General features: G+C 54.4%; 16 protein-coding genes. 7 read left to right on the forward strand and 9 right to left on the reverse strand.

Translation table 11 applies throughout. From position 1 onward, the window contains the following. The first annotated feature begins 36 nt into the window (after positions 1–36). The 4 genes from KCG39_RS23550 (at position 37) to tilS (ending at position 5,862) form a co-directional block, all read left to right on the forward strand. Complete coding sequence (locus KCG39_RS23550) at positions 37–1,824, forward strand: chitinase (RefSeq protein WP_004129125.1); 1,788 nt, start codon at positions 37–39, stop codon at positions 1,822–1,824. Positions 1,825–1,900: 76 nt separating this feature from the next. Further along, complete coding sequence (locus KCG39_RS23555; protein ID WP_049123085.1) at positions 1,901–4,039, forward strand: lysine decarboxylase LdcC; 2,139 nt, start codon at positions 1,901–1,903, stop codon at positions 4,037–4,039. Between the two features lie 62 nt (positions 4,040–4,101). Then, positions 4,102–4,491 (forward strand): VOC family protein, encoded by a 390-nt coding sequence (locus KCG39_RS23560; RefSeq protein ID WP_004129130.1) that lies wholly within the window; start codon positions 4,102–4,104, stop codon positions 4,489–4,491. Positions 4,492–4,560: 69 nt separating this feature from the next. Next, positions 4,561–5,862 (forward strand): tRNA lysidine(34) synthetase TilS, encoded by a 1,302-nt coding sequence (tilS, locus tag KCG39_RS23565; protein WP_049114297.1) that lies wholly within the window; start codon positions 4,561–4,563, stop codon positions 5,860–5,862. 15 nt (positions 5,863–5,877) lie between these two features. On the opposite strand, the gene rof is transcribed toward tilS, so the two are convergent. Together rof and KCG39_RS23575 are read right to left on the reverse strand one after the other, a co-directional pair. Beyond that, complete coding sequence (rof, locus tag KCG39_RS23570; RefSeq protein WP_004129134.1) at positions 5,878–6,138, reverse strand: Rho-binding antiterminator; 261 nt, start codon at positions 6,136–6,138, stop codon at positions 5,878–5,880. Beyond that, entirely contained in the window at positions 6,125–6,325 is a 201-nt protein-coding gene (locus KCG39_RS23575) for a YaeP family protein (protein ID WP_004098778.1), read from the reverse strand. The genes rof and KCG39_RS23575 overlap by 14 nt, the downstream gene beginning before the upstream one ends. Before the next feature lie 196 nt (positions 6,326–6,521). On the opposite strand from KCG39_RS23575, the gene KCG39_RS23580 reads away from it, so the two are divergent. The 3 genes from KCG39_RS23580 to nlpE are packed head-to-tail and all read left to right on the forward strand — an operon-like array spanning position 6,522 to position 8,220. Further along, positions 6,522–7,067 carry a YaeQ family protein gene (locus KCG39_RS23580; protein ID WP_004129136.1) on the forward strand — a complete coding sequence of 182 codons (546 nt, stop codon included), beginning with the start codon at positions 6,522–6,524 and terminating at the stop codon, positions 7,065–7,067. Beyond that, a complete protein-coding gene (arfB, locus tag KCG39_RS23585; RefSeq protein WP_142468510.1) occupies positions 7,064–7,477 on the forward strand; it encodes an alternative ribosome rescue aminoacyl-tRNA hydrolase ArfB in 414 nt (137 codons plus the stop codon). Before KCG39_RS23580 ends, arfB begins: the two co-directional genes overlap by 4 nt. Positions 7,478–7,497: 20 nt before the next feature. Continuing rightward, positions 7,498–8,220, forward strand: a complete 723-nt coding sequence (gene nlpE / locus KCG39_RS23590; RefSeq protein ID WP_032742044.1) for an envelope stress response activation lipoprotein NlpE — start codon at positions 7,498–7,500, stop codon at positions 8,218–8,220. Here the strand turns inward: nlpE and KCG39_RS23595 are convergent, their stop codons facing one another. From KCG39_RS23595 to metN, 7 genes are all read right to left on the reverse strand, one after another. After that, positions 8,221–9,042, reverse strand: a complete 822-nt coding sequence (locus KCG39_RS23595; protein ID WP_004129142.1) for a YaeF family permuted papain-like enzyme — start codon at positions 9,040–9,042, stop codon at positions 8,221–8,223. Positions 9,043–9,093: 51 nt separating this feature from the next. Beyond that, positions 9,094–10,812, reverse strand: a complete 1,719-nt coding sequence (proS, locus tag KCG39_RS23600) for a proline--tRNA ligase (RefSeq protein ID WP_004129145.1) — start codon at positions 10,810–10,812, stop codon at positions 9,094–9,096. A 110-nt stretch (positions 10,813–10,922) separates the two neighbouring features. Beyond that, complete coding sequence (gene tsaA / locus KCG39_RS23605) at positions 10,923–11,630, reverse strand: tRNA (N6-threonylcarbamoyladenosine(37)-N6)-methyltransferase TrmO (protein WP_004129147.1); 708 nt, start codon at positions 11,628–11,630, stop codon at positions 10,923–10,925. Next, the gene (rcsF, locus tag KCG39_RS23610; protein WP_004098790.1) at positions 11,627–12,034 is read right to left on the reverse strand and encodes an Rcs stress response system protein RcsF; all 408 of its coding nucleotides are present in this window, start codon (positions 12,032–12,034) and stop codon (positions 11,627–11,629) included. Before rcsF ends, tsaA begins: the two co-directional genes overlap by 4 nt. A 108-nt stretch (positions 12,035–12,142) precedes the next feature. Then, complete coding sequence (metQ, locus tag KCG39_RS23615) at positions 12,143–12,958, reverse strand: methionine ABC transporter substrate-binding lipoprotein MetQ (protein ID WP_004098791.1); 816 nt, start codon at positions 12,956–12,958, stop codon at positions 12,143–12,145. A gap of 39 nt (positions 12,959–12,997) precedes the next feature. Beyond that, the gene (locus KCG39_RS23620) at positions 12,998–13,651 is read right to left on the reverse strand and encodes a methionine ABC transporter permease MetI (RefSeq protein WP_004129148.1); all 654 of its coding nucleotides are present in this window, start codon (positions 13,649–13,651) and stop codon (positions 12,998–13,000) included. Continuing rightward, the gene (gene metN, locus KCG39_RS23625; RefSeq protein ID WP_004129149.1) at positions 13,644–14,675 is read right to left on the reverse strand and encodes a methionine ABC transporter ATP-binding protein MetN; all 1,032 of its coding nucleotides are present in this window, start codon (positions 14,673–14,675) and stop codon (positions 13,644–13,646) included. Before metN ends, KCG39_RS23620 begins: the two co-directional genes overlap by 8 nt. Positions 14,676–14,717 lie beyond the last annotated feature (42 nt).

Consider the following 14,717-nt stretch of genomic DNA (forward strand, 5'->3'; position numbering starts at 1 on the left):
CCGGCAGTCAGTTAACAAGGATAAAGGAGAAATACTATGGCATTGCATAAAACCGTCGCGTTAAGCGCCGTGGCCGCAGGGATCATGTTAAGCCTGGGGGCCGCACAATCCGCGCCGCTGCTTGGCGCAACGGAAGCGATAACTCTTAAGGCGAGCGATCTGACCGCGAAAGAAAAAGCCTTAACCGACTTTCCGCTCATGGCGTCGGTAAAATCATCGATTCAAACGCTGTCTAACAGCGCGGTTGAAAAAATCGAGCCGGGTCTGGCGACCAACCCGACCAACGTTAAGCGTGTGGAAAGCATCCTGTCCGAACAGGACTGGGAATATCTGTTTCCGATGCGCGCTGCAGAATATACCTACTCTAACTTTCTGAAAGCTATTGGTAAATTTCCCGCGGTTTGCGGGACCTATACCGACGGACGCGACAGCGATGCCATCTGCCGTAAATCTCTGGCAACCATGTTTGCCCACTTTGCTCAGGAAACCGGCGGCCATGAAAGCTGGCGCGATATTCCCGAGTGGCGTCAGGCGCTGGTGTATCTGCGTGAAGTGGGTTGGGTTGAAGGTCAGAAAGGCGGCTACAACGGGGAATGTAACCCGGATATCTGGCAGGGCCAGACCTGGCCTTGCGGCAAAGATAAAGACGGCGACTACCTGAGCTATTTTGGTCGCGGCGCGAAACAGCTCTCCTATAACTACAATTATGGTCCGTTCTCCGATGCGATGTACGATGGCGACGTTCGTCCTCTGCTGGATAAACCAGAGCGGGTGGCGGATACCTGGATGAACCTGGCGAGCGCGGTCTTCTTTTTCGTTTATCCGCAGCCGCCGAAGCCCTCTATGCTGCACGTCATCGATGGAACCTGGGTGCCAAACGATCATGATAAAGCGAATGGCCTGGTGGAAGGCTTTGGGGTCACCATTCAGATCATCAACGGTGGCGTTGAGTGCGGCGGGGCGGAAGAGAACGCGCAGTCTCTGAACCGTATCGCCTACTACAAAGAGTTCGCAAACTACCTGAAAGTGCCGATTGCCGGTGATGAAGTTCTCGGCTGCAAAAATATGAAGCAGTTCGATGAAGGCGGCGCGGGCGCATTGCCGATTTACTGGGAAGAGGACTGGGGATGGAGCGCCGACACCGCCGACGGTAAGACCAACGCCTGTCAGCTGGTGGGTTACCAGACGCCGTATACCGCCTTTAAAGAAGGCGATTATGCCAAATGCGTCCAAAGCCACTTCAATGTCAACATCATCGATGACAGCGGCCAGGGCGACACCACTCCGCCTGCGCCCGAGGATAATACTCCTGCGCAGGAAACAAACGTGGCGCCGGTTGCCCGTATCACGGGTCCGATCGGCGCTATCGAAGCGGGGGCCACGGTTTCCCTGAGTGCGGAGAGTTCTACCGATGCGAACGGCGACAAGCTTATCTACACCTGGATGTCGCAGGACGGCCAGACTCTCGGCGGGCAGGATAAAGCCGTGATTACCTTTACCGCGCCGACAACCGATCGGGACGCGCAATATGTTGTTAGCCTGACGGTCAGCGACGGTACGTTGTCCAGTACGACCACCTATACCCTGAACGTGAAGGCCAAAGCCGCTTCTGCGGATGAAACGACGGATGGCAAAGACAGCGACACCATCAGCTATCCTTCCTGGAGCAGCACCCAAACCTGGAATGCGGGCGATATCGTCAACAACCACGGTGCGCTTTATCAGTGTAAACCGCTGCCTGAAGGCGCATGGTGCAACGTAGCGCCGACGTACTACGAGCCTGGAGTAGGTATTACCTGGGGCGATGCCTGGAAAGCGCTTTAATAGAGATAAATCCGCCAGTGCTTAGCGCTGGCGGGGTGCTATTATGCTTTCCTTAGGTAAATTCCAGGAGGAAAGCGTGAATATCATTGCGATCATGGGGCCCCACGGCGTCTATTATAAAGACGAACCGATCAAAGAACTGGAAGCCGCCCTGCAACGGCAAGGCTTCCAGACCATCTGGCCGCAAAATAGCGCCGATCTTTTGCAATTTATCGAGCATAATCCGCGGATCTGTGGAGTTATTTTCGACTGGGATGAATACAGCGTTGACCTGTGCAGTGATATTAATCGCTTAAACGAATACCTGCCGCTTTACGCATTTATCAACGCCCATTCGACGATGGACGTCAGCAGTCAGGACCTGCGCATGACGCTATGGTTCTTTGAATACGCGCTGGGGCTGGCGGAAGAGATCGCTACCCGCATCGGTCAATACACCCGCGAATACCTCGATAATATTACCCCGCCGTTTACCAAAGCCTTGTTCAACTATGTGCAGGAGGGAAAATATACCTTCTGTACCCCCGGGCATATGGGCGGCTCGGCTTATCAAAAAAGCCCGGTGGGCTGTCTGTTTTACGATTTCTTTGGCGGGAATACCTTAAAGGCCGACGTCTCTATATCCGTGACGGAACTGGGGTCGTTGCTCGATCATAGCGGCCCGCATCTGGAAGCTGAAGAGTATATTGCCCGCGCATTCGGCGCCGAACAGAGCTATATGGTAACCAACGGGACCTCGACGTCGAATAAGATTGTCGGGATGTATTCCGCCCCGGCGGGTAGCACCCTGCTTATCGATCGCAACTGCCATAAATCGCTGGCCCATTTACTGATGATGAGCGATGTGGTGCCGCTGTGGCTAAAACCGACGCGCAATGCGCTGGGGATCCTCGGCGGTATACCCAAGCGCGAATTTACCCGCGACAGTATTCAGCAAAAGGTGAATGCGACAGGCGGCGCCGGGTGGCCTGTGCATGCGGTGATCACTAACTCTACCTATGACGGGCTGCTGTATAATACCACCTGGATAAAAGAGACTCTCGACGTGCCGTCAATCCACTTTGATTCCGCATGGGTGCCCTATACCCATTTTCATCCGATCTATCAGGGCAAAAGCGGGATGAGCGGCGATCGCGTTCCGGGGAAAGTGATCTTTGAAACGCAGTCGACGCATAAAATGCTGGCCGCGCTATCCCAGGCTTCGCTGATTCATATTAAAGGCAGCTATGATGAAGATACCTTCAATGAAGCCTTTATGATGCACACCTCGACGTCCCCCAGCTACCCGATCGTTGCCTCCATCGAAACGGCTGCCGCGATGCTGCGCGGCAATTCCGGCAGGCGGCTGATTCAGCGTTCAATTGAACGGGCGCTGGATTTTCGTAAAGAGGTGCAGCGGTTACGCGAAGAGTCTGACGGCTGGTTCTTTGATATCTGGCAGCCGGAAGAGGTGGGGGAAGCGCAGTGCTGGCCGGTATCGCCGGGTGAACCGTGGCATGGCTTTCAGGATGCCGATGACGACCATATGTTCCTCGATCCGGTGAAAGTGACCATTCTGACGCCCGGTATGGACGAACAGGGCAACATGGATAGCGAAGGCATTCCGGCCGCGCTGGTGGCGAAGTTTCTGGATGAGCGCGGTGTGGTGGTTGAGAAAACCGGGCCCTACAATCTGCTGTTCCTTTTCAGTATCGGCATTGATAAAACCCGAGCGATGGGTCTGCTGCGCGGGTTAACCGAATTCAAACGCGCTTACGATCTCAATTTACGGGTGAAAAATATGCTGCCGGATCTGTATGCCGAAGATCCGGATTTTTACCGCAACATGCGCATTCAGGATCTGGCGCAGGGTATCCATCGCCTGATTCGCCAGCACCAGCTCTCGCAGCTGATGCTGAGCGCCTTTGACGTTCTGCCGGAGATGAAAATGACGCCACATCAGGCCTGGCAGCGGCAGATTAAAGGCGAAGTGGAAACCATCGAACTGGAGAATCTGGTCGGGCGTATTTCAGCGAATATGATCTTACCGTACCCGCCGGGCGTGCCGCTGCTGATGCCCGGCGAGATGATCGTCGAGGAGAGCCGGGCGGTGCTCGATTTTCTGTTAATGCTGTGCTCTATCGGCCGCCACTATCCGGGCTTCGAAACCGATATCCACGGCGCGAAACGCGATGAAGATGGCGTGTACTGGGTTCGAGTCTTAAAAAATGACTAAGCGCTTGCGCAATAACGAACTGAACGAGTAACGTTGTTGGCTTCAACGGGAGGAGTTTGAGCATGCTGGGTTTAAAACGGGTTCATCATATCGCCATCATTGCGACGGATTATGCAAAGAGTAAAGCGTTCTACTGCGACATTCTGGGGTTCACTCTGCAGGGCGAGTTTTACCGCGCAGAGCGTGATTCATGGAAGGGCGATCTGGCGCTGAATGGCGAATATGTTATTGAACTGTTTTCTTTCCCGTTTCCCCCAGCGCGCCCGAGCCGCCCCGAAGCCTGCGGGTTACGCCATCTGGCATTTAGCGTCGACGATGTTGATGCCGCCGTTACCCATCTTGAGGCGCACGGCGTAACTTGTGAAGGCGTTCGTATCGACCCCTTCACCGGTAAGCGGTTCACCTTTTTTAACGATCCGGACGGTCTACCGCTGGAGATTTATCAGCAGTAATTCTTGTCAGAGCGTGTTCTGCCGGGTAACGTGCCGGACACGCTTTCCTCAGTTAGTGCTCTCATGATGATGATCCCAGATATCGCGCAAACGCTCCGTCCGCATCGCCAGTTTTTGGTGGCCTTTAGCGGCGGCCTGGATTCGAGCGTGCTCTTATATCGCCTGGTTCGCTGGCGCGAACAGGATCCCACCGTTCAGCTGCGGGCGATGCATATTCACCACGGACTCAGCGCGAACGCTGACGATTGGGTGGCGCACTGCCGGAAAATATGTCAGCAGTGGCAGGTGCCGCTTTTGGTTGAACGGGTAGTCCTCGCCGATGAGGGGCTGGGGATTGAGGCCCATGCGCGTCAGGCGCGCTATCAGGCTTTCCGTTCGGCGCTGCTGCCCGGCGAAGCGCTAGTGACCGCGCAGCATCTTGACGACCAGTGTGAAACCTTCCTGCTGGCGCTTAAGCGGGGGAGCGGTCCCACCGGGCTCTCGGCAATGGCCGGCGAGTCCGATTTTGCCGGAACGAAACTGCTGCGTCCGTTGCTTAACGAAAGTCGCGACTCTCTGCACCGGTGGGCGATAGCCCATCAGCTCAGTTGGATTGAAGACGAAAGTAACCGGGACGATGCCTACGATCGCAATTTTCTCCGCCTGCGGATTGTTCCGCTGCTTAACGCCCGCTGGCCGCACTTTGCCGAGGCCGTGGCGCGCAGCGCCAGCCTGTGTGGCGAACAGGAACGGCTGCTGGATGAAATGCTGGCAGCGGAGCTGGCAACGCTGGTGACTGAGGATGGCGCGTTGGCTATCGAACCGTTGACGGCCATGAGCGCGCCGCGTCGGGCCGCGCTGCTGCGCCGTTGGCTGGCTGGACTCAATGCGCCAATGCCTTCGCGCGAGGTGCCTGAGCGTATCTGGCGTGAAGTGGCGATGGCGCGCGAGGACGCGTTTCCCTGTCTGCGTCTTGGTCAATTTACCGTCCGTCGCTTCCAGCAGCGGCTGTACTGGGTGAAATATCTCCCCGGCCAGAGCGAGACGGTACTGGCGTGGCCCGATATCGCTAAGCCGCTGCCGTTACCCGACGGCCTCGGTGAACTGAGGCTCCTGCCCTGCGGCCCGTTACGCAGCCCGCGCCAGGATGAAGCGGTAACTATTCGCTTTCGCGCCAGCGGTCATCTTCATATCGTCGGTCGCCACGGTGGCCGCAAGCTGAAGAAAATCTGGCAGGAGCTGAACGTGGCTCCCTGGCGGCGCGATACCACGCCGCTGCTGTTTTACGGCGAAACGCTAATCGCCGCAGCCGATGGTCTGTTTATTACCGTCGATGGGAAAGTTCAGGAAGGTGAAGGCGTGCAGTTGTTATGGATGAAAACGGGCGGCTAAGCCACCCGTTTTGCTTCAGGACTCGCTGACCACTACCGTACCGATTTCCGGATGGCTGAAGCTGGCGATTTTATCCAGGCGTACCTCGCGAACGTCGCCGGCGAGCTCCACGACCAGATACTCGATATTTTTGCGCGAGATAAGATCGTTGGCCTTCGCTTGCAGCTGTTCGCCATCTTTGAGCTCCAGCGCCAGGACCAGATGGTGCTGACAGGCAAGTTCGAGGTTGTCATAATCATCGCAATTGATGGGTTGATAAGTATCATTCATTGACATAATCGCTCACCAGTAAGTTTGCCGCCGCATATGCGGCCTTTTCCCTGACTGACTCAGCAAGGGCCTGATCCGCCGCAACCTCATTCAATACTTTCAACACGCAACCTAGCGCATCCGGTATATACCCAAGGTCCCCGCTGGCTATTTCCGCATACCGCTTGCGTATTAACTCACAATATTTGTCCACATGCCCTCCTGTCAGCGTTCTGACTTAACCGTGGGATGTAAGTTTAAGCCTACGAAGATAAACTCTGTTTAGCAAGGTGACTATACCATAGTCATTTAAGCAATATCAGCAGGATGAAATGGGATCCTGCGATTGCTGACAGCCTTTTGCCGCCAGTTTCGCTACAATGTACGCCATTTTTATCAGGAGTTTCCTCATGGCGCTGAAAGCGACGATTTATAAAGCGACGGTGAACGTGGCCGACATGGACCGCAACCAGTTTCTGGATGTCAGTTTGACCCTTGCGCAGCATCCGTCAGAAACCCAGGAGCGTATGATGCTGCGCCTGCTGGCGTGGATTAAATACGCCGACGAACGTCTGCAGTTTACCCGCGGCTTGTCTTCTGATGATGAAGCTGAACTCTGGCTGCTAAACGATCATCTGGGCGTTGATCTATGGATAGAACTGGGGCTGCCGGACGAGCGGCGGATTAAAAAAGCCTGCTCGCGAGCGCAAGAGGTCGCGCTGTTTGCCTATAATAGTCGGGCGGCAGAAATCTGGTGGCAGCAGAATAAAAGTAAAATGGCACAGTTTTCAAAGTTGACCGTATGGTATTTAGATGATACTCAGCTGGCGCAGCTCAGTGCTTTTGCCGATCGGACGATGTCGCTACAGGCGACTATTCAGGACGGCGGAATTTGGTTATCTGACGCTAAGAATAATCTGGAAATTCATTTAACGGCCTGGCAAACATCCTCATGATTACGATTAGCCGCAGCGTGACGATTGCGGATAATGAGGTTTCACTTTCCGGGATACGCGCGCAGGGGGCGGGCGGCCAGCACGTTAATAAAGCATCGACGGCTATTCATTTACGTTTTGATATTAAAGCATCGAGCCTGCCTGAGTTTTATAAGGAACGCCTGCTGACTTCCAGCCATCACTTAATTTCTGCCGATGGTGTGGTTATCATTAAGGCTCAAGAATATCGCAGCCAGGAGATGAATCGTGAAGCGGCGATTGCGCGCCTGGTTGCCTTAATACAAGAATTAACCGCAGTACAGAAAAGTCGTCGGGAGACGCGACCGACCAGAGCGTCGAAAGAGCGCCGGCTTGCCTCAAAGGCGCAAAAAGCTTCAGTTAAAGCGCTGCGTGGAAAAGTTCGCCATTAAGGGTATGGCGAACCGGTGGAATGGATGATAAGGAATTTACAGTGAAGAAAATCGTGTTTTCAGTGGTGGCGGCCTGTTCGCTTTTTGCCTTATTCGGCTGCAACCATCGTGCGGAGATGGACACGCTACAACCGACACCGATGGAAGAGCTAAAGCCGATGCAGCAGAGCTGGCGCGGCGTGCTGCCGTGCGCCGACTGCGAAGGTATCGAAACCTCACTCTTTCTTGAGAAAGACGGCACCTGGGTGATGAATGAGCGATATCAGGGCGTCAGGCGCGAGCCCTCCTCTTTTGCTTCATACGGTACCTGGGCGCGCACGGCCGATAAGCTGGTGCTGACCGACAGCAAAGGCGAGAAATCTTACTATCGGGCGAAAGGCGACAAGCTGGAAATGCTCGATCGCGACGGTAATCCCATCGAGTCAACGCTGAACTATACGCTGGAGTCCGTCAAAGCCAGCCTGCCCATCACGCCGATGGCGATGCGCGGCATGTACTTCTATATGGCTGATGCCGCGACCTTTACCGATTGCGCAACCGGCAAGCGAGTGGCAGTTACGAATAACGCGCAGCTCGAGCGTGATTATGCCGCAGCGCGCGGAACGGATACTCGCCCGGTGCTGCTGGTGGTCGAGGGGCACTTTACGCTGGAAGCGAACCCGGATTCGGGAGCACCGATTAAAGTTCTGGCGGTGGATTCACCGGGCAAGTTTTATCAAAAAGAAGACTGCAATTCTCGTTAGTTAATTGAGTCCTACGAGACGGCTTGTCTTGATATAAATTCCCAATTTAAGATGCCCGATATACTGCAATTGTGTTTCGGGCGTAAAGTTTGCCACGTCCCCCTCACGCATATGAAGCAGGTCTGATGGGCTAATCCAGCCCGGTTGAGCCAGGGTCAGCGGGTGTCCGGCCTTCGCGAAGGCATCGCTGACAAACTCAGAACAAAACCACATTTTTTTGTCCCCGGAAACGGCATCGCTAAGCTGAGCTTTGGCCAGACCATTCACGCACTGCTGGCGGAAGTCTTTCGAGAAGGGATTCAGGGAGCAGAGCTGTTTGGTTACCATAAAGGGTACAAATTCAATGATGCCGCGATAGTTATAGCCGCTGTTTCTGTTTTTATAGGCGAAATGTTTAATGCCTGCGGCCTGTTGCGGCGTGAGGTCAGGCGCTCTTAGGGCAAACAGCTTATCGCTGTGCTGCATCGCTTGCTGAAGAGAAACAATCTGCACCCCGGCGCCAGTTGCCTCCGCAACCTGGTTATCACCGATATAGATAGCGACATGGCTAACGGAGGATGTGCTAAATGCACGAATCCCCAGGGACGTCACGCCAATGCTGGAAGAGAAAAGGAGATCGCCGGGGAGCAGGTCTTGTGCGTTAATTTCAGCCAGCGTGGTATTAGCCACTGAGCTCTGGCGCTGAAATTTAACCGCCCATTGCTGCGATGGTGGCTTAATAGCGGAAGCGGAAGGCGTGGATCGGCTGACGTCTAGCGTGCAGGCCGAAAGTAAGAACAATGCGGGAAAAAGCAGGACATGATTTGCCCGTCGTTTAGCCATGATTACAATCCTTGTAAAAAAGAGGCTCTGAAACCAGAGCCTCTTTTGGCGTTAAGCTTTAATTTGTTGTACCAGGTAATTCACGATATCACCGGTTTTAATCAACTGCTTCTCGCCGCTGCGACGATATTTATATTCGATATCGTCGTTGTCGAGGTTACGGTCGCCCAGCACGATGGTGTGCGGAATACCGATAAGCTCCATATCGGCGAACATTACGCCCGGACGCTCTTTACGGTCGTCCATCAGCACGTCGATACCCAACGCGGTTAGCTCAGCATACAGCTTCTCGGCCAGCTCTTGTACGCGGTAGGATTTATGCATGTTCATCGGCAGAATCGCAACCTGGAACGGGGCGATAGCTTCCGGCCACAGGATCCCGCGATCGTCAAAGTTCTGCTCAATGGCTGCCGCCACCACGCGAGTCACCCCGATACCGTAGCAACCCATCGTCAGGATCTGGTTACGGCCATCTTCACCCTGGACGGAGGCTTTCATCGCTTCAGAGTATTTGGTACCCAGCTGGAAGATGTGGCCCACTTCGATACCGCGTTTAATCAGCAGCGTGCCTTTGCCGTCCGGGCTCGGGTCGCCCGCTACCACGTTACGGATATCAGCCACTTCAGGGGTCGCGACATCGCGATCCCAGTTGATGCCGAAGTAGTGTTTACCATCGATGTTCGCGCCTGCGGCAAAATCGCTCATTGCGGCAACGGTACGGTCAATAATCACCGGAATCGGCATGTTAACCGGGCCCAGAGAACCGGGACCCGCCTGCACCAGCGCGCGGATCTCTTCTTCGGTGGCGAAGGTCAGCGGGCTGGCGACCTGCGGCAGTTTTTCCGCTTTCACTTCATTCAACTCATGATCGCCGCGAACCAGCAGGGCAATCAGCGGAGACTTGCTGTCTTCTACCGCTTTTACCAGCAGGGTTTTCACCGTTTTCTCAATCGGCAGATTGAACTGCTCAACCAGCTCGGCGATGGTTTTGGCGTTCGGCGTATCGACCAGGGTCATTTCCTGAGTAGCGGCAGCGCGCGGCTCTTTCGGCGCAACGGCTTCGGCGAACTCGATGTTGGCTGCGTAGTCGGAAGAGTCAGAGAAGATCACGTCATCTTCGCCGCTCTGCGCCAGCACCTGGAATTCGTGGGATGCACTACCGCCGATAGAACCAGTGTCAGCCTGTACCGCGCGGAAATCCAGGCCCATACGGCTGAAAATTTTGCTGTACGCGGCGTACATCGCATCGTAGGTTTCCTGCAGAGATTCCTGAGAGGTATGGAAAGAGTAAGCATCTTTCATCAGGAATTCACGGGAACGCATCACGCCGAAACGCGGGCGCACTTCGTCACGGAATTTGGTCTGAATCTGATAGAAGTTCAGCGGCAGCTGTTTGTAGGAGCTCAGCTCGTTACGAATCAGGTCGGTGATCACTTCTTCATGAGTCGGGCCGAGCACGAATGGACGTTCGCCACGGTCAGCAATACGCAGCAGTTCCGGGCCGTACTGTTCCCAACGACCACTCTCTTGCCACAGCTCAGAGGGCTGAACTACCGGCATTAACACCTCGATTGCACCGGCGTTGTTCATCTCTTCACGCACGATGTTCTCGACTTTTTTCAGGACGCGCACGCCGGTCGGCAGCCAGGTATATAACCCGGAGGCCAGCTTGCGGATCATCCCGGCGCGCAGCATCAGCTGATGGCTGATAACCTCGGCGTCGGCAGGTGTCTCCTTCAGAGTGGAGAGCAGGTATTGGCTAGTACGCATGTTGTTACGGTTCCATTTGGACGATCGATACAGGCTGGAAGCCAGCCTGACACAAAAAAGTGGTTTAGTTTACCAGTGTGGCAAAGATGCCAAAAGAGAGGAAAATAAAATTAGCGTGGTTCGAGAGAAAAGACTTCAAAACCGGACGAAATCACCCGCCAGCGCACGTTAAAATCCAGCAGCCAGACGGCATAGGTCTTTCCCGGGTTTTCTTCTTTACGATATGCCGGCCGCGGATCTTGTGCCAGAACTTCGCTAATAAACGCCTTAAGGCGGGGATAGCGGTTTTCCAGAGCGAAAAGCTGGGCTTCGGTTTCCGGCGTGAAGCTTACCGCCACTTCCGCCTGCGGCGCCTGCTGAGCGTAGCTCGCGCTGGCTTCCGGCAGCGCTTCGGCAAAGGGCAGGTAAGGTTTGATGTCGACTACCGGCGTACCGTCCACCAGGTCAAGACTGCCTAACTCAAGAACGACGCGCTCTTTCTGGCAGTGAATACCCTTTAGCTCGACCAGCGACATACCGATTGGATTAGGACGAAAGGTAGAGCGGGTGGCGAAAACACCCATCCGCGCGTTGCCGCCGAGGCGGGGAGGGCGTACGGTCGGGCGCCAGCCGCCTTCCATGGTCTGATGAAACACAAACAGGACCCACAGATGGCTGAAGTTTTCCAGGCCGCGTACGGCCTCGGCCTGGTTATAAGGAGGCAGAAGATGTAATTCGCCGCCGCCGTTTTTAACCAGCCCAGGCTGGCGGGGAACGGCAAATTTTTCTTTATAGGGCGAGCGAATAACGCCTATCTGCGCAAACTGAAAATCACTCATTGCGCCGTAACGTTAAGCGCTGAACCAAGGCAGACGGCCTGGCGGTAGCAGCCCGGGGTTCCGCTGGTGACTTCGCAGCGGTGCAGCAGCACGGCATTGGCTTTCATTTTTGCAGCGTTAATCTGCATACGCTTGCGGGCCGTCGGGATATTGGGTGGAGAGTCTTGATTCGAGGCCTGGCAGGATTCACCGGTGACTTCGCCGAGTTCGCGGAAAGGTTTACCCACCAATTCTGTTGCATCGGTATAGATTCTTACCGGGGCCGGACGCGTCGCTTTCGGTTTTGCCGGTTCCGATTTGGCAGGCGGGGTTACGGTGCTTTGTACAGGCTCGACGGGAGATCTGCTTAGCATAGAACAACCGCTTAACATGAGTGCTAACAAACAGACCGGTAAAGCACGCATAGTATTTCCTCAATAAATAATAAAACAGGGCGCTATTGAATCAGGTGCTTGCATAAATGACAAGACGGGCATAAAGCCCGTCCTGAATGATATTACGCTGAGAAAAGATTACCAGCCTTTCACTGCACCGCCGTTAAAGATTTTGTTAGCCGCTTCGTAAACTTCGTCACTCTGGTAAGCTTGAACAAATTTCTTAACATTTTCCGCATCTTTATTGTCTTCGCGAGCGACAATCAGGTTCACGTACGGAGACTCTTTACCTTCCACGAAAATACCGTCTTTTGCCGGCGTTAAGCCAATCTGGCTGGCATAGGTGGTATTGATAACCGCCAGAGCGATTTGCGCATCATCCAGAGAGCGCGGCAGCTGCGGGGCTTCCAGCTCAACAATTTTCAGGTTTTTCGGGTTTTCAATAATATCCAGAGAGGTTGGCAGCAGACCAACGCCTTCTTTCAGTTTGATCAGGCCAACCTGCTGCAGCAGCAGCAGAGAGCGGCCAAGGTTGGTGGGATCGTTAGGAATCGCGACCTGGGAGCCCGGCTGCAGTTCGTCCAGCGATTTGATTTTTTTCGAATAACCCGCAATCGGGTAAACAAAAGAGTTACCTACGGAAACCAGCTTGTAGCCGCGGTCTTTGATTTGCTGGTCAAGATACGGTTTATGCTGGAAGGCGTTAACGTCGATATCGCCTTTGCTCAGCGCTTCGTTCGGCAGAACGTAGTCGTTGAAGGTTACCAGTTCGACATCAAGGCCGTATTTTTCTTTTGCTACTTTCTGCGCGACTTCCGCAACCTGCTGCTCCGCACCGACGATTACGCCGACTTTAATATGGTTAGGATCTTTTTCGTCCTGACCGCAACCCACCAGAGCCAGAGAACCGATTAACGCGCCGACTGCCGCAAAGGTTTTGAAATTAAAGGCCATGTTATTTCCTTCCTGTAAGATTCTGTATTGTGTGTAATGTTATTTGTGAGTCACAGCCCGGACGATACGATCGCCAGAGAATTGAATTAAGTACACCAGAATAACCAGCAGCACCAGTACGGTATTCATTACCGTTGCATTGTAGCCGATATAACCGTACTGATAGCCAATCTGCCCGAGACCACCGGCACCCACCGCGCCGCCCATAGCGGAATAGCCGACCAGCGTAATGAGGGTAATGGTCGCCGCGTTCACCAGACCCGGCAGCGCTTCCGGCAGCAGGACCTTACGCACAATCTGCATCGGCGTTGCGCCCATGGCGCGGGATGCTTCGATAAGGCCGGTGGGGATCTCCAGCAGGGCGTTTTCAACCATTCGGGCGATAAAAGGCGCTGCGCCGACCGTTAGCGGAACAATTGCCGCCTGCAGGCCGATGGATGTCCCTACGATGACGCGGGTAAAGGGGATCATCCAGACCAGCAAGATAATAAAAGGAATCGAGCGGAAAATATTCACCACCGCCGAAAGCGTGCGGTAGAGTTTTGCATTAGCGGCAATTTGCCCCGGTCGGGTGACGTAGAGCAGAACCCCGACCGGCAGGCCGAGAACAAAACCGAAGAAGCCGGAGACGAAAGTCATGGCCAGCGTTTCCCATACGCCGCGAACCAGCAGCCAAATCATTGGTTCAGACATACCCCAGTACCTCTACTTTTACATGGTGTTCCTGTAGCCAGGCGATCGCGGCCTGGGTATCTTCCTGCGTGCCGTGCATCTCGGTCAGCATAATGCCGAACTTCACGCCACCCGCGTAATCCATCTGCGCGCTAATAATGTTGTTGTTTACATTAAAGCGACGGGCAGTTTCAGAAAGCAGCGGGGCATCAACGGAGTGGCCCGTGAACTCCATGCGCAGCATGGGTACGCTATCGGGAAGAGCCTCAGACTTCAGACGCGCCTGATAATCATCCGGGATATCCAGGTGCAGCGTTGACTGTATAAACTGTTGCGCCAATGGAGTTTTGGGATGAGAGAAGACCTCGCTCACCGTATCCTGTTCAATCAATTGACCGTTGCTGATCACGGCAACGCAATCACAGATCCGTTTGACAACATCCATTTCGTGGGTAATCAGCAAAATCGTCAGGCCCAGACGACGGTTGATATCTTTCAGCAGTTCCAGAATCGAACGCGTGGTAGCCGGATCCAGAGCGCTGGTGGCTTCGTCGCAGAGCAGGACTTTTGGATTGCTTGCCAGCGCACGGGCGATGGCGACGCGCTGTTTTTGACCACCGGAGAGGTTTGCCGGATAGCTATCGTGCTTATCCCCCAGGCCGACGAGATCGAGAAGCTCGGTAACCCGGCGTTTAATTTCTTCCTTCGGAGTATTGTCGAGCTCCAGCGGCAATGCCACATTACCGAATACGGTACGGGAGGCTAGCAGGTTAAAGTGCTGGAATATCATGCCGATCTGGCGACGCGCGCGCGTCAACTCTTTTTCGGACAGCGCCGTTAGCTCCTGACCGCCCACCTGTACGCTGCCCTGAGTTGGACGTTCAAGCAGGTTAACGCAGCGGATTAACGTACTTTTACCCGCGCCCGAAGCGCCGATGACGCCATAAATTTGCCCGGCGGGAACATGCAGGCTGACATCGTTCAGCGCCTGTATGCTGCGATTTCCCTGCTGGAACACTTTGGTAATCTTCGAAAGTTTAATCATCAGTTATTTATTATCGTTTAGCCGTTTGCCGTGGCATTTTCT

The sequence above is a fragment of the Klebsiella pasteurii genome (assembly GCF_018139045.1).
GTDB lineage: Bacteria > Pseudomonadota > Gammaproteobacteria > Enterobacterales > Enterobacteriaceae > Klebsiella > Klebsiella grimontii.